Source organism: uncultured Slackia sp., assembly GCF_944321625.1.
In the GTDB taxonomy this organism is placed as follows: domain Bacteria; phylum Actinomycetota; class Coriobacteriia; order Coriobacteriales; family Eggerthellaceae; genus Slackia.
Window position 1 is genome coordinate 1 of sequence record NZ_CALUMA010000068.1, and the last position, 19,325, is coordinate 19,325.

Annotated in this window: 13 protein-coding genes; 10 read left to right on the forward strand and 3 right to left on the reverse strand. The window is 57.7% G+C overall.

What is annotated here, in order from left to right:
* The coding region (locus Q0J60_RS06190; protein ID WP_294439597.1) for an acyl-CoA dehydratase activase-related protein at window positions 1-3,960 on the forward strand (3,960 nt) is incomplete at its 5' end.
* A gap of 513 nt (window positions 3,961-4,473) precedes the next feature.
* Here the strand turns inward: Q0J60_RS06190 and Q0J60_RS06195 are convergent.
* Both Q0J60_RS06195 and Q0J60_RS06200 read right to left on the reverse strand, forming a co-directional pair.
* Window positions 4,474-5,172 carry a response regulator transcription factor gene (locus tag Q0J60_RS06195; RefSeq protein ID WP_294439599.1) on the reverse strand — a complete coding sequence of 233 codons (699 nt, stop codon included), beginning with the start codon at window positions 5,170-5,172 and terminating at the stop codon, window positions 4,474-4,476.
* The gene (locus Q0J60_RS06200) at window positions 5,153-6,952 is read right to left on the reverse strand and encodes a DUF3365 domain-containing protein (RefSeq protein ID WP_294439602.1); all 1,800 of its coding nucleotides are present in this window, start codon (window positions 6,950-6,952) and stop codon (window positions 5,153-5,155) included. Before Q0J60_RS06200 ends, Q0J60_RS06195 begins: the two co-directional genes overlap by 20 nt.
* 327 nt (window positions 6,953-7,279) lie before the next feature.
* Here Q0J60_RS06200 and Q0J60_RS06205 point away from each other — a divergent pair, with 327 nt between their 5' ends.
* From Q0J60_RS06205 to Q0J60_RS06230, 6 genes are all read left to right on the forward strand, one after another.
* Window positions 7,280-9,637: a molybdopterin-dependent oxidoreductase gene (locus tag Q0J60_RS06205; protein WP_294439604.1), complete on the forward strand. Its 2,358-nt coding sequence runs from the start codon at window positions 7,280-7,282 to the stop codon at window positions 9,635-9,637.
* A 4-nt stretch (window positions 9,638-9,641) separates the two neighbouring features.
* Window positions 9,642-10,250: a 4Fe-4S dicluster domain-containing protein gene (locus Q0J60_RS06210; protein ID WP_294439608.1), complete on the forward strand. Its 609-nt coding sequence runs from the start codon at window positions 9,642-9,644 to the stop codon at window positions 10,248-10,250.
* A gap of 187 nt (window positions 10,251-10,437) precedes the next feature.
* Window positions 10,438-11,130, forward strand: coding sequence for a hypothetical protein (locus tag Q0J60_RS06215; RefSeq protein ID WP_294439610.1), 693 nt, complete (start codon window positions 10,438-10,440; stop codon window positions 11,128-11,130).
* A 715-nt stretch (window positions 11,131-11,845) separates the two neighbouring features.
* Window positions 11,846-12,181: a hypothetical protein gene (locus Q0J60_RS06220; protein WP_294439612.1), complete on the forward strand. Its 336-nt coding sequence runs from the start codon at window positions 11,846-11,848 to the stop codon at window positions 12,179-12,181.
* 504 nt (window positions 12,182-12,685) lie between these two features.
* A complete protein-coding gene (locus Q0J60_RS06225) occupies window positions 12,686-13,546 on the forward strand; it encodes an alpha/beta hydrolase (protein WP_294439614.1) in 861 nt (286 codons plus the stop codon).
* Between the two features lie 237 nt (window positions 13,547-13,783).
* A complete protein-coding gene (locus Q0J60_RS06230) occupies window positions 13,784-14,554 on the forward strand; it encodes a hypothetical protein (RefSeq protein WP_294439616.1) in 771 nt (256 codons plus the stop codon).
* Window positions 14,555-15,223: 669 nt separating this feature from the next.
* On the opposite strand, the gene Q0J60_RS06235 is transcribed toward Q0J60_RS06230, so the two are convergent.
* Complete coding sequence (locus tag Q0J60_RS06235) at window positions 15,224-16,795, reverse strand: sodium:solute symporter (RefSeq protein ID WP_294439617.1); 1,572 nt, start codon at window positions 16,793-16,795, stop codon at window positions 15,224-15,226.
* Between the two features lie 1,060 nt (window positions 16,796-17,855).
* On the opposite strand from Q0J60_RS06235, the gene Q0J60_RS06240 reads away from it, so the two are divergent.
* From Q0J60_RS06240 to Q0J60_RS06250, 3 genes are all read left to right on the forward strand, one after another.
* On the forward strand, window positions 17,856-18,218 hold the full coding sequence (locus Q0J60_RS06240; protein ID WP_294439620.1) for a BrnT family toxin: 363 nt from the start codon (window positions 17,856-17,858) through the stop codon (window positions 18,216-18,218).
* The gene (locus Q0J60_RS06245; protein ID WP_294439622.1) at window positions 18,187-18,594 is read left to right on the forward strand and encodes a type II toxin-antitoxin system BrnA family antitoxin; all 408 of its coding nucleotides are present in this window, start codon (window positions 18,187-18,189) and stop codon (window positions 18,592-18,594) included. The genes Q0J60_RS06240 and Q0J60_RS06245 overlap by 32 nt, the downstream gene beginning before the upstream one ends.
* A 154-nt stretch (window positions 18,595-18,748) precedes the next feature.
* On the forward strand, window positions 18,749-19,309 hold the full coding sequence (locus tag Q0J60_RS06250; RefSeq protein ID WP_294439624.1) for a hypothetical protein: 561 nt from the start codon (window positions 18,749-18,751) through the stop codon (window positions 19,307-19,309).
* The last annotated feature ends 16 nt before the right edge of the window (window positions 19,310-19,325 follow it).

The window sequence follows — 19,325 nt, forward strand, 5'->3', positions numbered from 1 at the left end:
GCCATCGCCGGCGCCGAAAGCGAGCACGCCAAGCCCGAGCGCCTCAACGACGTGGTCGAGCGCCTGCGCAACCTCGGCGACGTCCAGGGCTCCGAAGTGGTGCGCCTGGCCCCGCTGTTCGAGGGCGAGGAAGACTACGCCGAGTTCAAGCGCCGCCACGGCACCGAGAAGGTGCGCCGCGGCGACCTGGCGTCCTACGAGGGCACGGCGTATCTGGGCATCGACGCCGGCTCCACCACATTCAAGGCGGCGCTCATTTCCGAGGACGGCGCGCTTCTGTGGAGCCACTACGCCAGCAATAAGGGCGACGTGCTGGGCTGCGCGAAGTCGGCGCTTGCTGCCATGTACCATGCGCTGCCCGTCGACGAGGAAGGCCGCCCGCTGGTGCGCATCGGCCACGTCACGGTGACCGGCTACGGCGAGGCGCTGCTTCTGGAAGCGCTGCGCGTGGACTCCGGCGAGATCGAGACCGTGGCGCATCTGCGCGGTGCGCAGGAGATGCTGCCGGGCGTGGAGTTCATCCTCGACATCGGCGGCCAGGACATGAAGTGCCTGCGCGTGCGCGACGGCGTTATCGACCACATCATGCTCAACGAGGCGTGCTCCTCGGGCTGCGGCAGCTTCATCGAGAGCTTCGCCGCAGGCCTGAACCTGGACGTGACCGAGTTCGCCAAGACGGCCAACGCCGCCAAGAACCCGGTTGACCTGGGCAGCCGCTGCACCGTGTTCATGAATAGCCGCGTGAAGCAGGCGCAGAAGGAAGGCGCCACCGTGGGCGACATCGCTGCGGGCCTGGCCATCTCCGTCATCAAGAACGCCCTGTTCAAGGTCATCAAAATTCGCGACCCGCACGAGGTGGGCACCAAGGTCATCGTGCAGGGCGGCACGTTCCTGAACGACGCCGTGCTGCGCGCGTTCGAGCAGCTGGCCGAGGTGGACGCCGTGCGCCCCGACATCGCCGGCAACATGGGCGCCTATGGTGCTGCTCTGCTCGCACGTGACCGCTACGAGTCGGCCGTGCGCGCCGCCGAACGTGCCGAGGAAGAGGCAGTGGCCGAGACCGGCGCCGTTCCCGCCAAGCCCGCCGAGGTGCGCTCGTCGCTGCTCTCGCTGGCCGAGATCGAGAACCTCAGCCCCACGCATCGCACCATCCGCTGCAAGGCGTGCTCCAACCACTGCCTGCTCACCATCAACGATTTTGGCAAAGACCCCGAAACCGGCAAGCACCGCCGCTTCATCACGGGCAACCGCTGCGAGAAGGGCGCGGCGAGCGCCGGCGTTGCGAGCCAGGGCGCGAACGTTCCCAACCTGTATGACTACAAGAGCCACCGCCTGTTCGACTACGTGCCGCTGACCGAGGAAGAGGCCACGCGCGGCACGGTGGGCATGCCCCGCGCGCTCAACATGTATGAGACCTACCCGTTCTGGTTCACGTTCTTCACCAAGCTGGGCTATCGCGTGCTCATCTCCGACCCGTCCACCAAGAAGACCTATGAGGCGGGCATCGAGAGCATGCCGTCCGAGAGCGTGTGCTACCCGGCCAAGCTCAGCCACGGCCATGTGATGAACCTGCTGGACAAGCACCCCGATTTCATCTGGTTCCCCTGCAGCAAGTGGGAACGCCAGGAGGACGAAGGCGCCGGCAACCACTTCAACTGCCCGATCGTGGCAAGCTACGCCGAGGCGCTGCGCCTGAACATCGACGAGCTGCGCGATTCCGATACGAAGTTCCTCAACCCGTGGCTGCCCTACGACAAGAAGGATGCTCTCAAGAAGCGCCTGTATGTCGAGCTGGTAGAGAACTTCCATGATGCCACCTGCCGCAAGGGCACGCCGCCCACCCAGGCCGAGATTGACGAGGCCGTGGATGCCGCGTGGGCCGAGGACATGGCGTTTAAGGAAGACATTCGCGCCAAGGGCGAGGAAACGCTTCGCTGGATGGAAGAGACGGGCACGCACGGCATCGTGCTGGCCGGCCGCCCCTACCACAACGATCCCGAGATCAACCATGCCATTCCCGAGCTGCTCACCAGTTTCGGCCTTGCGGTGCTCACCGAGGATTCCATCGCGCACCTGGGCACGCTCGAGCGCCCCATCCGCTTGGTGGACCAGTGGATGTACCACACGCGCCTCTACGCGGCCGCCAAGGTTGCTACGCAGCGCAACGACCTGGACCTCATTCAGCTCAACAGTTTCGGCTGCGGCTTGGACGCATTGACCACCGACCAGGTGCAGGAGATTCTGGAGAGCGCCGGCAAGATTTACACTGTGCTCAAGATCGACGAGGTGTCCAACCTGGGCGCCGCGCGCATTCGCGTGCGCAGCCTGCTGGCCGCCCTCAAGGATCAGGCCGACCGCGAGGCCGAGGCGAACCGCCCGCTCATGGGCTGCCCCACGGTGGCGTGCGGACTGGAGTATCCCACCGAGGCCGCCGTGCCCGAGGACGAGATGAAGGAGCACGCGCGTCACGCCAAGGAGCGCATGGATCGCAAGACCGGCGAGCACGAGGCCAAGGCCGCGCGCGCCGTGGCCGACAGCTTCAAGCAGCGCGAGGGCACGTCCACCGAGTTCGAGCGCGTGCAGTTCACCGAGAAGATGAAGGAGGAGGGCTACACCATCCTGTGCCCGCAGATGGCGCCCATCCACTTCGACCTGCTGATCGACATCTTCCAGCGCAACGGCTACAACCTGGAGCTTCTGCCCAGCGTTGACCACGGCGCGGTGGATGCGGGACTGAAGTACGTGAACAACGACATCTGCTACCCGTCCATCCTGGTGACGGGGCAGATCATGGAGGCCGTGACCAGCGGGCGCTACGACACCGACAAGCTGGCCGTCATCATCACGCAAACGGGCGGTGGCTGCCGCGCCACCAACTACATCTCGCTGATCCGCAAGGCGCTCAAGGCCGCGGGTCTGGGTCATATTCCCGTGATTGCGCTGTCGTTCAAGGACCTGGGCGAGCGCAACCCCGGCTTCAAGGTGACGGCGCCCATGCTCTACCAGGAGATCTACGGCATCCTGTACGGCGACCTGCTGATGATGGCGCTGTACCGTACGCGTCCCTACGAGGCCGAGCCCGGTGCCGCCCAGGCGCTGTTCGACCACTGGATGGCCGTGTGCAAGGCGCAGCTGCGTCGCGGCGTGAAGCGCAGCGAGTGGAAGAAGACCGTGCGCCAGATCGTGGATGACTTCGACACGCTGCCGCTGGTAGGTGAGGGAACCAAGCCGCGCGTAGGCGTGGTGGGCGAGATTCTGGTGAAGTTCCACCCCACGGCCAACAACCAGATCGTGGACGTGATCGAGCGCGAGGGCTGCGAGGCCGTGGTGCCCGGACTCACCGAGTTCTTCCTGTTCGGCATCGCCGGTTCCATCTTCCAGAAGGATCCGCTGGGCCGTTCCGCCAAGGGCGCTGCGGGCGCGCGCGTGGCGCTGGCTGCGCTCGACAAGATCCGCAAGCCGCTCAACGATGCTCTGCGCGATTCGGTGCGCTTCGAGCCGCCCGCGAACATCTACGAGCTGGCCGAATATGCGAGCGAGATCCTAAGCCTGTGCAACTCCATGGGCGAGGGGTGGCTGCTCACGGCCGAGATGGTCGAGCTCATTCGTACGGGCGCGCCCAACGTGGTGTGCACGCAGCCGTTCGCGTGCCTGCCGAATCACGTGGTGGGCAAGGCCGTGATTAAGGAGCTGCGCCGCCGCTATCCCGAGAGCAACATCGTGGCCGTTGACTACGACCCCGGCGCCTCCGAGGTGAACCAGCTCAACCGCATCAAGCTGATGATCTCGGTTGCCAAGGCCAATCTTGAGGCCAAAGAGGGCGAGGCGCGCGCCTTGCGCGACGTGTCGCGTGAGGCCGACAAGCTGATGCACGATGCGTCAGCCGGCTGCTCCGGCGGATGCGCCGCCTGCACCGAGCTCATGGGCGACCTCGAGATCGAGGAGACCGTAACGAAGTAGCGGGAAAGAGCTCGCTGTGCAAGGTCGCAGCTGCTATCCGGGAATGCATCCGGGCCGAGTCTCTCATTGAGCGCCCGATTCGAGTCCTGCGCCCCAAGCTGCAAGAGTCTGAACCCAAAAGAGCCCGCCTATTCGACGGGCTCTTTTGATGACGGCCTATCGACCGCGGTGTTTTCGATTCCGCTGCTAACTTATTCGCTTGGATGGGGTTCAATGCGTGCTCAATTCGAGAATCAGAGTTCAATACTTGCACGAAATGCAGCTCGTTGTCGAATAAGTTAAGTATTGAACTCTCGAGCGGTTGTATTTAGCTCCGCTGCGACATATGGAAATTCGCGAACTGGGGTTTTATGAACGTTTCCAGCGGATTATTGCGCGAAAGAGTTCAATACTTCGTTCAATTGCACTTCAGTGTCAAATGGAGCAAGTTTTGAACTCTGCATGCAATCGTTTCGCGATTTTGTTGTACGAGGGTAACTTTTCTAATCCACCTCCAAGTGCGAGAAGCCGGATTTAGCAAGCCTCCGGCTCAAGCCGATACCCGACTCCCCAGACGGTTTGGATGATACGCGGATCTGACGGATCATCCTCAATTTTGCTGCGCAGCTTTTTAATGAACACCGTGATACTGGAGGTTTCGCCAACGAATTCTTTCCCCCATGCCCGCTCGATGAGCTCATCTTTGGACAAGACCACTCCGGGGTTCTCTGCCAGGGCGCTGAAGATCTTGAACTCCTTCAGTGTGAGCTTCACGGGGCTTCCGTCTTTGGAGACGCGATATTGCTTAAGGTTTATAACGAATCGTCCAATAGTAATCGTTTCTGGTTTGGGACGGGTGTCGACTGCGGTCATCTGTGTGCGCCTAAGATGCGCTTCGACATGCATCATGAGTTCTCTTGGGTCGAAGGGCTTAACCATATAGTCATCTCCGCCCGCTTGGAACCCGATGCCTTTATCAACGATGTCGCCCTTTGCCGAAAGAAAGATGATGGGGGTGGTGAGTCCTCGCGAGCGAATTTCTCTGCACGTGGAGAACCCGTCCAAATGAGGCATCATGACGTCCATTATGATTAAGTCAACGTTTTCTCGCTCAATGATGGAAAGAGCTTCGAGACCGTCTTCTGCATATGAAAAGTCGTATCCCGCATCAGAAACAAGATCGGACACAAGCCTTTTGATGCTGGACTCGTCATCAACAAGCAGAATCCTCATCGTCTTCCTCCTCTTCGTCAACGGGAACATAGGGTAACTCCACTGTGAAAGTGCTGCCATGCTTGTATTGGGAAACTACCGACACTCGCCCGCCATGTAATTCGGTAAGCTCTTTGACCACGGCGAGACCCAGCCCGGTGCCTCGATAGCGTCTGTTGGCGGATTGTCCCGCCTGCTTATACAGGTCAAAGATGTCGACGAGGTCTTCTTCGGCGATTCCCATACCATCATCGGCGACGTCGATTACGATGGTTCCCGGCGAACCGTTTAGGCTGCGCGTTTCTTCGAAGTGGACATGGACGCTAACTTTTCCTCCTCGATGAGTGTATTTAATTGCGTTATCAGTCAAGTTTTCCACGATGCGACGAAGCTTTTCCCAGTCTGCCATGGAGACGGGCACGTCGGGGTCGGCTTTTGTCGTGAACGTAATGTCTTTGTTTGCGGCAAGAGGCTCAAGGGATTTGCGAATGAAGCTGATTAGGTCAACGTAATCAACGGGCTCCGGAAGAAGTTCGTTTTTATGGGCCTCCGCCTTCGATATGGTGAGAATATTATTCACGAGATTAAGGAGCAGGGTGGCGTTTGACTCTATCTCCATGATGGAGGATCGTGCTCTATCGTCGAGCTCCTTGCTCTCCTGGAGGATGCGGGCAAAGGCCAGGATGGACGTGAGGGGAGTGCGCAGTTCATGACTCACGATGGCGAAGAACTCGTTTTTGTAGGCGGCTTCCTCGCTAATCTTGTCGAGGGCAAGCTTGAGTTCCTTCTTTTGGTAAAGCAGCAGGTCGTTGAGCACCTTTAGTTCATCGGTCTGTTTCTCAACTTCGTTTTCCAGATTGCTGTAGAGTCGCTCGAGCTGTTGCGCCATGCGTTCAAAATCGCGAGCAAACTCTGTGAGCTCATCGGGTCCAGTTATGCCCACTGGAACGATATTTCGAATATTATCGAAACTTCCTTGCTCGATGCTCTCTGCTGCTGCGCTGAGCTTATCAATTGGATGCAGAATTACTCGATTGACGAGGATGTAAATACCCACGCAAGCAATCGCAAGCATGAGAAGCATCATGAATACTTGCTGAGCAACAGAGGCGCTAATTGCCGAATCGTATATGTCCATGGGCTCGGTAATTGACATGGCTCCGCCGATGTCGCCTTCGCGCATGCCCTCTTTTTCATAGCCGTATTGATCGAGCTCCCCTTTGGGATCACCGTGGCACTCTAAGCATGTTTCAGTTACTTCAAGCGGCTCTACGTAGCGAAATACGCTTTCTCCGGTTTCCTCGTCTGTTCTGATGTCCCAGTACGACTCCAGAGACCTATCTGCATTGAATGCATCGAATGCTTCCTGCTCGAAGTCGTCCGGTGCATTTGCTTTTTGGCGGGGTGATTCGCTCGTGAATCTAATGATGTAGTCGGTGCCCGACGTGAAGAGAGTGCTGATAGACTTTGCCGCAACGGCGCAAACGAGCGTTTTTGTTCGAAATGAACCGTTCTCATTACGGTTGATGACATCTTGGTTCATATCGATGAAGTCCCATGCGGCACGCATCTCATCGGCCAGAACCTCTGCTTTTTCAAGTGCTTCGCGTTCTGCTTGTTGCGTCTGTACGTAAACGCTGACGATAGCGTCCGCCACCATCAAGACAGTGACCAGAATGCCGATGATGACGGCGAATTTAAAGCGAAGCCCGCGAAAGGGCTTCTTTGCGTCGGATTTATTCTGCTGCATGACGTCCCCCTCGTCCGCTTGCGGATTCTCGTCATGAATAATCTTCTGCATGTATTTCCGAAACGCAGGTTATATCTGCCAAAAATGGCATCAATCTGCGGATTCATCCATAAGGCAATTATCTATCAGCCATGCTTTGAGGCAGCTGACGATGGCAGATGGTAATACTTTTTTATGAATTGGAATACTTTATTCATGAAAACTTTGGTCGGAATAAATTGCATGCAAATCCCAGAATGTGGAGAATTCGTGACAAGGGGGATTCGGCATATATCCATGGCGAATGAACACAAGAGGCACTCTGTAAGTGGCCCGTAATTGCGTCTGGAAGTCATTTGTTCCCCCTGAGACACAAGAGAAGAAGGGGGAGAAAACGCGATGAAAAAATCTGCGGAAAAGACCATGCCGTCTTTGTCTCGTAGGACATTCGTTGGCGCAGCTGCTGCGACTGCGGGCGTAGCCGCGATAGGCGGCCTAGCAGGTTGCTCGCCGCAAGGCGCAAGCGAAAGCAAGGGGGAGGAGACCGCTGCGGAAGACCCCTTGGCAAATGCCGAGGTGTTTTACACGACCTGTCCTCCGGAATGCCAGCATCACAATCTTATCGGCTATGTCGTAGATGGAAAGCTGGTCAAGGTCGAATCGTCTCCGTTGAACGACTGTGCTGCTTGCGCTTGCGGCATTGCTCGCTCCTACATGGTGAACGACCCCAATCGCCTTTCTATGCCTATGAAGCGTACGGGCGAAAAGGGTTCTGGCGAGTTTGAGGAGATCAGCTGGGACGAGGCCTTCGATTTGATTCAGGAGAAGTTCCAGGAAGCAATTGACACCGATGGCGTTTCGTCCATTTGTTATGTCACCGGTTCTGGCAATTTCGGTTCCATGCACGGCCCGGTTGCGAATGCCTTCTTTGCGCACTTGGGCGGCGCGAGCACGACGGTTGGCTCGCTTTGCTGCGCTGGCACAACTGCAGCCCAGATTCCAATCTACGGTCAGCGTTTCCTTGACACGCGTAATCAAATTGAGAATAGCGACTACGTCATCATTTGGGGTACCAATCCCGCCATCTCGAAGCGCGGATATCATCAGCGTTTCGAAAAGGTCGTTGCTAACGGCGGAAAGGTCGTCGTAATCGACCCTATCTTTACCGAATCTGCCACTAAGGCTTCTCAGTGGATTGCTCCGTATCCTGGAACTGATGCCGCGATGACCCTTGCTATGCTTAAGGTTGTCATCGACGAGGAGCTCTACGACAAAGAGTATACGCTCGCACATACCTGCGCTCCTTGTTTGGTGAGCAAGGAAACGGGCGAGCCTGTACTGCAGGATGCCGATGATCCTACTTCTTTCGTTGTGTTTGATACCGCGAGCGGGGAAATTGTCCGTCATGACCAGGAAGGTATCGAGGCTGCGCTGACGCTCGAGGGCACTTCTGCCGCGGATGAATACAATACGGAATTCGAACTCATCTACGCCGAGGCAAAGCCTTGGACGCTTGAGGCGGTTGAGGCCGAGTGCGGTGTCTCCGGCGACGTGGTGGCGACGCTTGCTCGCGAATACGCCGAGGCAGATAAGGCCATGATTATCCAGAACATGGGTGGATTCATGCGCACTGAGAATGGTACTTATGCAGTTGCCACGCAGCTGTACCTGGCTGCTCTGTGCGGGCATGTGGGCCATGAAGGCGACGGTATCAGCGATGCTGGCGGCATTAACGAGGTCGTGGTGGATAATCCCATCGACGTTCCCACGGTGGAGAATCCTGCTCCGTCTATTCCTCGTTTCAAGTTTGGCGAGGCAGTGCTGAACGAAGACCCCTTGAAGGTGAACGTGCTGTGGTCCATGACGGGCAATCCCATGACCCAGTGGCCCAATACCAATATGGTGCGTAAGGCTCTTGAAAAGATTCCGTTCGTCGTTTCGGTCGATCAGTACATCACTTCCACCGGTCTTTACGCGGACCTTTTGTTGCCCGTTGCCGGTCAGTTCGAGCATGAGGATGTGCTCGCCAACCATCGCAGCCATTGGATTCAGCTGTGCGAGAAGGCGGTTGACGGTCCTGGTGAGGTGAAGAGCGATTTCGATATCTTTGCCGAGTTGGCGAATCGTTTCGGCTTCGGCGACGCCTTCAGCAAGCCTATGAGCGAGATGATCCAAAAGGTTGTCGAGCCCGCCGGTTTGACCTATGACCAGCTTGTCGAGGAGAAAGCCATTGACGTTGTGGGCCAGGATTACATTCCTTACAAGGACGGCATTTTCCTCACGGCTTCCCAGAAAGCGGAATTCTGGGTGCGTGCCTGGAAGGACGAGGGCTTTAATCCCATCGCGAGCTATGCCCGCGCCGAAGAGGATTCTCGCAACGATAGCGAGCTCGCGTCCAAGTACCCGCTGTTTGCCGTTCAGCGCAAGACGTATCGTGGTGTCCATTCCACGTTCAATAACCTCGAATGGATGGATGAGGTTTACGACAAGCAGCCCGTCATTCTCATCAACCAAGAGGACGCTGACGAGCGTGGTATCGCCAATGGCGACGCAGTTTATGTGATTAACGATCGCGGCGAGCATCATGGCGTCGCAGAGGTGGGCAACCGCGTTAAGAAGGGCGTCGTTGGTCTGCAGAACGGCTGGTGGGAGCAGCAAGGAGGCTCTAGCAGCTATGTGACCAATGACAAGTGGAAGACCTTGGGCGGCACGCATTGCTGCAACAATACGCTCGTTGAGCTGAAGAAGGAGGCGTAAGGCCATGTCGCTCGGATTTTGGATGAATAACAAAGACTGCTATGGCTGCAAGACTTGCGCCATCGCTTGCAAAAGCGAGAAGCAGCTTGGATTGGGCGTGCAGCTTCGTCACGTGGTCGAAATCAAACAGGACGATCCTCTGGCGGTGTCGTTCATGTCTATGGCATGCAACCATTGTGAGTCTCCGGCTTGTATGGCAAACTGCCCCGTCGGTGCTTACACGAAGCTCGAGAACGGCATTGTCCAGCAGGATCATGAGCTGTGCATTGGATGCAAGACCTGCATCGAGGCGTGCCCGTATAATGCTCCGTTCTACGACGAAGAGACGAGCAAGGTGTTTAAGTGCGACATGTGCATTGATCGTCAGGAGCAGGGACTTCTGCCTGCTTGTGTGGCGGCTTGTCCGGGCATGAACATCGCCGTTGGGGAGATGGAAGAGCTTCAAAGCGCACACCAGGCGGATATCGTTTCCGACGAGAATTCCGGCACCAGTCCGAATTTCGTCATTACGGTTGATCCTCTCCTTACGGAAGAGCCCGATAACACTGCTGAAGAAGTGCTTGATACGCCGATTGAGATCAATCAGGACGTTATCGACGCTGCTGGAGCCTAAGTCTTAGCACACTCCTTTACCGGATCCCAATGTATCAAGGCGCGTATGCTCCCTCCGCCATGCGCGCCTTCCCCTCCCTCGTACGGGGTTGGGTTGCTGCACATGCCCAGCCCCGTTCTATTGTGTTTGGGTCTGTTTGCGCACGAGACTTCGTGATATCGCGTGATGTTAGAAGGTGATTTGTGTCATGAGGGTGCTCATTGCGCTTCTGGTGATGTTTGCAATTTCCATTATCTTCCATAACTCAATTAGGAAAATGCCTTGGGTATTTTATCTAATCGCTGTGGCGGTCAGCATCGCCTATTTAGCATCTTTCGTTGCTCCCGACTTGCGTGTGAACTACGGGTACGCAACATTTTTGAAAGTCATGCAGCGAGGGACGTTTGGTTTTGCGCTGCTTACCATTGTTATGTACATTGGGGTGCTTCCCAAGGCATCCAGGCTTAGGGATGTGCTTGGGCCCATCCGCAGACAGCTCTCCATTGCCGGCTGCATTCTGCTTGTACCCCATATCGCGTTTTATACGAGGTCGTATCTGGCAAGCAACGTACTGGAAACCCTGAATAACGTCGCGATTTCTCTTATGCTTGCAATTGTTCTTGTACTCGTTGGCTTAGTGCTTTTCGTGACATCGTTCCTCGCTGTTCGGCATAGCATGAATCCTATCCTTTGGAAACGCGTCCAAAGAACTTCATACGTGTTTTTCGGCCTTATGTTTGTTCATCTTTTGTTGTTCCTCATGCCTTCGGTACTTGCAGGCAGGGCTGAAACGCAGACTGTCGTGGCGGTTTATCTTGCGATTGGTATCGGATACATGATTCTTCGTATCGTGCGTTACGCTTGTGATCGTAAAGAGAGTCGGGAGAACGCCGCCGCGTAAACCGATTATCAGCGCTTCTTTCACGCCATTGCTTTTAGGTTTTCGGATGGCTCCTAAACCACATGAGAGGCTGCGGGGCATGAAGCTGGCAAAATAATAAGCAGCGTACTTTGCAGCAGATGGGGTTGTCGATACGCTAATGGGGCTGGTCCTGTTTGATGGGGCTTGCCGTGTCTGGCCAGCCCTTTGCGTGTGTCTTAAACGCGCAACAAAATAAGTCGTTGTGACGCGATGTCGTCGATTAAGTCATCTGCTTTCCAGTCAACTTTCCTGAGGGTGTTCTGGTTTTAGTGCTTTTGAGCTGAATTAACTCTTTTGCCGACGCCATTCACTCGTTCGCGTGAATTAAGGGGCGGAAGTGCTTCATTCACGCGTTCGAGTGAATGAATCGTCCGTATTCGGGGCAGATTGCTGTTGCCATGCATGGCGGAGGATGATTGAGGGCGGTGGGCGACAGAGGACTGGGCATGCTAGGAAGCGAACGATTGGGGATGGTGGGCGGCCCATGGTGATGGCAAATCATAATCGCAGTGGATTAGTGCGTCGAGTGAATTGGGGTGTTGGACAGTTTGATGGCGGGGCGGTCTGCAATGATAGACGGGCAACCCATTGCCCATCCCACTCCCGACCATCCCTCCTATGGAAAAGTTATATGTTGCTAACTTAGTAACATATATACGGTATGATGCATCCAAAACGAGGAAAGGGAAGCATCATGGCGAAAGAGAAGAAGGCGAAAAAGGACACTCTAAAGAAAAAGGCTGCTCTAAAGAAAAACACCGTGTCGAAGAAAGAGGGGGCCACGAGGAAAGCTGCGAAGAAGGCTGAGAATAAAGACATGAAGAAGGTTGATGGTAGAGCTTCCGCAAAGTCGAAGACCGAGTGCAAAGTAGCCAGAAAGCAAAAGAAAGCCGCGACCGCTATCGCAATCAATCTCGCTGATTTCACGTGCCCGTGCTGCAGCAAGCGCTGCCCGCTCTCCAAGCCAAAGTGTGGCAAGGGCAAGGCGATTGCCAAAAAGAAGCTGGAGAAGGTGTCGAAGGCGGCATAGGGGCAAAGCGTTCGACCGGGGCGCTTGCGCGAATCGACGGCGGTGGATTGGTGGTGGATAGCTGACGCCGTCGAATATCGGCGGCGATTCGCGCATGCGAAACGCGGCGCATCGGTTGGTGGCGCAAATCGTCCCGCACGTTCCGACTCTCGCCGCAAAGCCTGAAGTTAGCTGCCGCGCCAGCATACGAAACGCCAGCGTCCCGACCGCGGCATGGCAGTAACCGATATGCATAAGTTCGAAAAACTGGGTACCGGATGCAAGGTGGGCGAGAGGTAATCGAGCAGTGCCTGCGCGGTAATTGGACGGCAGGCTTGTCTGCGGGCGTGACCGTAGCCGCAGGCCGGGAAGTTAACCTATGCCTCAGCATGCGCGTTCCTGCGGCGCGGTATAATTCGCATGAAGGCGTGGCGGACACGATTCGGCTTGCGAATGCTGCAATCCGATGCCTGCGCGCGTGGTTCCCGCTGCGGCGGGGTGTCTCTGAGAGAGAGGTCGATTCCCATGGCTGAAGAGTACACGTTCAAGACCTTCGACGGCGTTGAGCTGTACGGCAAGACCGACGCGGTGAACATGCCGCGCGCCGCGGTGGTGATCGTGCACGGCCTGTGCGAGCATCAGGGCCGCTACGATTATCTGACTGCCCGCCTGAACGCACAGGGCTATTCGGTCTATCGCTTCGACCATCGCGGACACGGTCGCAGCGGCGGCCAGAAGGTGTACTACAGCACCTTCGACGAGATCGCGAAGGACACCGACGTCGTGGTCGACCGCGCGCTCGACGAGAACCCCGACATCCCCGTGTTCATCATCGGTCACAGCATGGGCGGCTACTGCGCCTCGCTGTACGGCCACATGTTCCCGGGCAAGGTTGACGGCTACGTCCTGTCCGGCGCATGGACGCGCGACAACAAGGGCCTGGGCACGGGCGCTGCCGCGGCCGAGGGCGACGATCTTGACTACACCCCCAACGAGCTGGGCGACGGCGTATGTTCCGACCCCGCAGTCGTGCAGGCCTACGTGGACGATCCGTATGTTGAGAAGGAAATCTCGCTGGGCCTGTTCCGCAACCTTTCCAAGGGCCATGCGTGGATGAAGGAAAACGCGCAGCGCTTCACCGACCCCGTGCTTATCCTGCACGGCGGCGACGACGGCCTGGTGGACCCCAAGGACAGCCTGCAGTTCTTCGACGAGATCGGCTCCTACGACAAGAGCCTGCGCATCTATGCCGGCCTGTACCACGAGATTTTCAACGAGTACGACAAGGACGCCGTGATCGAGGACGCGCTCGATTGGCTGGGCGTCCATGCCGACATGGAATACGAGTACATCGACGAGGAGGACGAGGAGATTATCGAGGACTAAAGGCCATGGCCGTCTGCCGGCGATGGCGATTGGTGTGGATGTGCTTGATATATGACCCAAGCGTCAACAGACCAAAGACGAACCGGATGGCGGCGCGCGCTGATTATTGCGGGCGCCGTCCTTTTACCGTGCTGTCTCGTATGCCTTTTCGGTAGCGAATGGGGGCCTTCCGTAGGGTTTGCAGGGCTTGTAAACAGGCTTGTTTTTGCGGCGGGGTTCGCTCTTCTCGGGGTTTCGATGGGTCTCTTTCTTACCGTGTTTGTCGCTGAGACAATTGCGCCTACGGGTCGCCGCATCTTTTGGGGGTCGCATGCCGGTGCGAAGGGGTCTGCCGCAAAAGCGTCCGCCCTTTCTGAGATGGGGCGTCGCGCATCGCCCGCGATTGCGGCGAAGAGGCCCGATGCCCGCCTCGCATCGGGCACCGATAACGCAATCCAGGGAACGGACAAGGCGGTGCTAGGGCGCGAGGTCGTAATGCTGCTGCTCAACCTGCTCATCTACGGCGGCGGGTCGATTCTGGCATTGGGCGCGTTTTCCTCCCTCGACAGGGCTAACTCGTTTGCGCATGTGGCGCTCGTTGCGGTGGTGTGTGCGGCGTGCGTTGCCGCCATCATTTTATGGAGGCGCCATCGTGTGCGAAGCGGCGCCCGTTTCACCATGCTTTCAAACGTGGGTGTGCTTTTGCTCTTTGCCGCGCTTACGCTTGTGGGTCTTATTCCGGGGCTCATTATTGGCTCGCAGGTGGCATCTGATCTGGTCACGGGGCCACGCACCGTCGCGTGCGTGCTGCAAGAGTTCGACGAGTACCATCCCACGGGCAGGCTTGCAGGCTTTCGCCAGGACACGATTTCGCTTTCCTTTGCTGCGCAGGATGGCAACGAGGTGCATGTGACCGTAGCTGAGGCCGATCGGTATGCGGTGGCCGGCGTGACCAAAATAGGGAGCGAAGCGCTTCTTACCTACTATCCGCGGTCGGGAGTGCTTGATTCCGCGGAACTGGCGGGATAGCAGTTGCAACAAAAGGCGATTTGCTGCAGTTTTCACCCATCATGCCAAGTAGCCCATAATTGACGCCTCTGTGACCTGGGGAAACCATGAGTCCAACGGCGATATACTTTGGACTGTCCTCGAAAACTGCAGCAAATCGCCCTTTGTTTGCGGCGGTACTGTGTCGGATGGATAAAATAGGGCGGTGGCGCGCAATGGCGACGGTGTTCGGGCCTGTTCAAAGATGCGAGCTGCGTCCGGATTCCGGATGAGCAAGCTCGGTTGAGCACGGTTTGCAGATGCGCCATACGCATGCGAGCTGCGCCTGGACGGGCAAGCCCCGATCGGGCTGCCCATCCAGGCGCAAACAGTTACGATGTGGCGTCATCCGCTGCGAGGGCCCGGTGGTCTGGTCGTGCGGGCGTAAGCAACCGGGTCTGATGCGCTCTAAGCGCTTGGGTTGCTCGGAGTGCTCGACGTGCGCGGAATGCTCGGACCGCGCGAAGCGCTCGAATCGCTCGGAATGCGCGAAGTATCCGCAACGTTCGAAGCACTCGGAATGCCCAGAATGCTCGGAGCGCTCGAATCATGCGGAATGCTCGGAGCACTCGGATCACGCGAAATGCTCGGACCGCGCGAAGAGCTTGAAGCGCTTGAAGCGCTGAAATGCTCGATGCGGGACGCACTGACCTACTGCTCGGATATCGAAGCCCCTGCCTCTGCCTCGCGCGCTTCAGCCTCAAGCTCGCGGTCGATGGCGCCTTTGCGGCTGGGGTGCGCAATCTCAAGCTCGAACGGCGCAGGCTTGGTGACCAGGCTCACCAGCGGCACGATGACCAACGAAAGCAGCATCGCGATGGCTCCGCAGTTGATGGGGCTGGCGATGAGCGGCGTGCCCACAAATCCCAGAATCATGTTGCCGGTGGTGAGTCCCACACCCACGATGAAGCTTGCCCACACGGCGGCGCGGCTGATGCGCTTGCTGTAAAGCCCCCAGAGGAACGGCCCCAGAAACGCGCCGGCCAGCGCGCCCCAGCTGATGGACATGAGCTGGGCGATGAACGTGATGGAGCTGTTGTACTGCACGATGGCGATTGCTGCGGAAATGACCACGAATACCACCAGCAGCCCGCGCATGCACAGAAGCTGGCCGCGCTCGCCGAAATCCTTCACCAGGTTGCCCTTGATCAGATCGAGCGTGAGCGTGGAGGACGAGGTGAGCACGAGCGAACTCAGCGTGCTCATGGAGGCCGAAAGCACCAGGACGATCACGAGTCCAACCAGGATGTCGGGCAGACCGGACAGCATTGTGGGAATGATGGAGTCGTAGACCGGCGTGCCGTCGGCGGCGAAGGCGATCTGGTCGCCGTAGAGGCGTCCGAACCCGCCGAGGAAGTAGCTTCCGCCGGCCACCACCATGGCGAACAGCGTGGAGATGATGGCTCCCTGCTTGATGGCGGGACCGCTTTTGATGGCGTAGAACTTCTGGATCATCTGCGGCAGACCCCAGGTGCCCAGGCTGGTGAGCACGATGACGCCTAGGAGATTGAGCAAGTCGGGGCCAAACATGCTCACGAACGCGCCTTGCAGCTCGGTGCCTTCCGCCGGTACCTGCGAAAGCTCGATGACTGCCTCGCTGAACCCGCCGTTGCCGGCGAGCACGGCAGCCACCACGGCCACGATGCCAAATAGCATCACGATACCCTGTACGAAATCATTCACTACGGTGGCCATGTAGCCGCCGATGACAACGTAGATGCAGGTCACAAGCGCCATGCCGATGACGCATGCCTCGTAGGGCAAGCCGAATGCCATGCCGAACAGGCGCGAGAGGCCGTTGTAGACGCTGGCGGTGTAGGGGATGAGGAACACGAAGATGATGGCCGCTGCCGCGATGCGCAGGGCTTGGCTCGAGTAGCGCTTGCCGAAGAATTCCGGCATGGTGGAGGCGCGCAGGCGTTGCGTCATCTCACGCGTGCGCGGGCCGAGCACCCACCAGGCAAGCAGGCTTCCCAAAATGGCGTTTCCAATGCCCACCCAGGTGGCAGCTAGGCCGTATTTCCACCCGAATTGGCCGGCGTAGCCCACGAAGATGACGGCGCTGAAGTACGAGGTGCCGAACGCGAACGCCGAGAGCCAGGGGCCCACGTTGCGTCCTCCCAGGACGAAGCCATCGACGCTGGCGGCGTGGCGGCGGCAAATGAATCCGATTCCTACGGCCACGGCGGCAAACGCTGCGACCATGATGATTTTGACGAGCATGGTGGTTCCTATCGAGCAGGGGTGCAAGTGCTTGGTGCGCGCTGCCTGGGTGCCGTGGGCGAATCGGCATGGAAGCCCCGTCATTTGGTCGCTGATCTGGTCGAGTCGGGCGAATTGCTGCGTAAAATGACGGGATAGCTTGTGCCGTGGCGTTGTGCGAGCAGGTCGTGCGCGGGTGTCCGGTCGGGAGGTGCGGGCTGCTGCGGCGCCGGGACATTTGAGGGGTTCCCGTTGGCGCGCAGCCGGGCAGGGGTGCTGACGGGACGTTTCTTTTGCTGCGGTCGCAAGGCTGGGGCTTTGCGCTGGATGCGGCATGCGATGCTTGAAGCACGATGCCAAAAGCGAAGCGTTAGGGGCGAAGCGCAGGAAAGCGATCTTTCATCGCGATGCTCAGCACAAGAAACGCCGCTCAAGCGGCGAAGGCGCACACGAACCGGGCGAGGTCATCGCAAATGCGACGCCGACACGGACTGCCCGACCGCGTGCTAAAGATATCGATAGGAATAGATTGCGTAAAAGGCGGCACTGCCCATGGCGCCTTGGACGGCGCATGCGCGAACGTGCGCAAGCGAGCCGGTTTCGGCGAGCCTCGAAGATATGTTGGAGGCGATGGTCACGCAGTGCCTTTCATGGTGCCGCAGGGCGCGCGGCGTTGGTTGCAGAATCCGACGTTTTGGCGGTTTGCTCGAAAACGTTGGACGAAGGATAACGTAGCGTCTTCGCTGCGTCAACACTCTACTGCGTTAAAGCGCTACATTTTACAAAGGGGCAACGATGGGAGTGTGCTCCCTATCGAGACCGAGAACGGCTGCGGGCGCGGTTGCGTTCTGGCCGTGGTGAGCCTGATGGATTGTGACAAGAATCCGGTAAGGTTTTGGTCAGAAATCGAGGGAATGGCGCGATGAATCAACATATACCTTGCAAGGGCTATGGGAATAATTCGTCGCATGCGATAAGAGGGTCCGGGATGGAACCGGGCAGGTTTGGGGCGGTGCTGGGAAAGGGTTCTGCAAGGTTTGTATGCCATGCTTGAAACGGAAGCTCGACGTGGGAGGCCGGCATGGCAAAGCATAAAGATAAGGGCCGTTTTAGGCTAATAAGGGGCGGAAAGATACCCAATGAATACCTAGAAGATGGTAAAATTCGCTTCGAATACGACCCTCGAAAAAGCAACCAGAATATGGAGAAGCACGGAATTGACTTCGAAGAGGCTCAGGCGCTGTGGGGCGACCCCAGAAAACTCGAGATGCATTCCGAATATAAGGGGGAGTATCGTCTTGCAGTTATTGGCCATCTTTCGGATGGACTTTGGGTTGCAATAGCAACGCGTCGTGGCGAAAAAGTGAGAATCATCTCGGTGAGAAAGGCGACAAGGAAAGAGGTTGCGTTTTATGACAGAGAAGTTTACCGAATCGGAGTTTGACAGGCTATTTGATGATGGCATGGACATCACCCCCTTTTTAGTCAAGGGGTCGGTGCGCGCTCCCAATATGGAAACGCGCAAGGTCAATGTTGATCTTCCCGTCTGGATGATTACCCAACTCGATAGGGAGGCTGCGCGGCTGAGCATTCCCCGCCAGGCGGTTATCAAAATCATGATTGACGAAGGGCTCGAACGTCGCGGGATGCATTCCGCTTTGCCTCGACGGGTGGTCACTTACATTCGTGAGGGGGACGATATGGTTAAGACCGAGGAAGATGTATCGTGCGTTACCGATGAACGCGTACTCAAAAAGATTATCGATGCAAGGTTGGCGCAGCGTGAGGCCCAGGCAGCGCAAGACGTCAAAGAGGGTTAAGAGCGAAAAAATTTTTCAAATTCTTGCAAGGATTCGTCGAGCTGGCTCGTGTTCATGGTGAGAAGGGTCGAAGGGCAAGGTGAAAAGCCCGGATTCCCCCTCGGAAATCGCGAAAAGACGTACACTATGATATCGAGAGAAAGGCGGCGCGATTATGAAGGCGAAGGAGAGCATGGCGTTCAGCGCAAGCAAGAAGACGTTTGGAAAGCGGGCTTGGATTGCCGCTGCGACTGCTGCCCTGATGGTTGCCGCAATGGCAGCGCTGGCGGGCTGCGCGGCTAATGCGGTCGAGGGAGGCGAGCCTGCCATTCAGGCCGATGCGTCTCAGGCGGTTGCCGCCACCCAGTCGGCGCTCGAGGAGGTTGCGGTTGGTTCTTCCGCGCGAGGCGCTCAGGCGACCTGCCCCGGTTATGTGGACGAAGACGGCGACGGTATCTGTGACAACTGCGGGACCACCTGCGGATCGTGCCCCGGATTCGTCGATGCTGACGGCGACGGTGTGTGCGACAACTACGGCACCGGCAACGGCTACGGCAATGGTGCGGGTAACGGAAACGGCGCTGGCAACGGTTATGGTGCCGGCAACGGCGCGGGTGCGGGCTATGTCGATTCCGACGGCGACGGCGTGTGCGATAACTACGGCACCGGCAACGGTTATAGTTGTGGCAACGGCGGCGGCCACCACGGCGCTGGCCACGGCTGCGGGCGTTGGTAGCAGATAGAACTTCTGT

What these genes read in the sequence shown, in the direction of transcription:
- Q0J60_RS06195 (WP_294439599.1), bottom strand. Translation starts at nt 5,172, where the DNA reads ATGAGGATTCTGCTTGTTGATGACGAGTCCAGCATCAAAAGGCTTGTG.
- Q0J60_RS06200 (WP_294439602.1), bottom strand. Translation starts at nt 6,952, where the DNA reads ATGCAGAAGATTATTCATGACGAGAATCCGCAAGCGGACGAGGGGGAC.
- Q0J60_RS06205 (WP_294439604.1), top strand. Translation starts at nt 7,280, where the DNA reads ATGAAAAAATCTGCGGAAAAGACCATGCCGTCTTTGTCTCGTAGGACA.
- Q0J60_RS06210 (WP_294439608.1), top strand. Translation starts at nt 9,642, where the DNA reads ATGTCGCTCGGATTTTGGATGAATAACAAAGACTGCTATGGCTGCAAG.
- Q0J60_RS06215 (WP_294439610.1), top strand. Translation starts at nt 10,438, where the DNA reads ATGAGGGTGCTCATTGCGCTTCTGGTGATGTTTGCAATTTCCATTATC.
- Q0J60_RS06220 (WP_294439612.1), top strand. Translation starts at nt 11,846, where the DNA reads ATGGCGAAAGAGAAGAAGGCGAAAAAGGACACTCTAAAGAAAAAGGCT.
- Q0J60_RS06225 (WP_294439614.1), top strand. Translation starts at nt 12,686, where the DNA reads ATGGCTGAAGAGTACACGTTCAAGACCTTCGACGGCGTTGAGCTGTAC.
- Q0J60_RS06230 (WP_294439616.1), top strand. Translation starts at nt 13,784, where the DNA reads ATGGGTCTCTTTCTTACCGTGTTTGTCGCTGAGACAATTGCGCCTACG.
- Q0J60_RS06235 (WP_294439617.1), bottom strand. Translation starts at nt 16,795, where the DNA reads ATGCTCGTCAAAATCATCATGGTCGCAGCGTTTGCCGCCGTGGCCGTA.
- Q0J60_RS06240 (WP_294439620.1), top strand. Translation starts at nt 17,856, where the DNA reads ATGGCAAAGCATAAAGATAAGGGCCGTTTTAGGCTAATAAGGGGCGGA.
- Q0J60_RS06245 (WP_294439622.1), top strand. Translation starts at nt 18,187, where the DNA reads ATGACAGAGAAGTTTACCGAATCGGAGTTTGACAGGCTATTTGATGAT.
- Q0J60_RS06250 (WP_294439624.1), top strand. Translation starts at nt 18,749, where the DNA reads ATGAAGGCGAAGGAGAGCATGGCGTTCAGCGCAAGCAAGAAGACGTTT.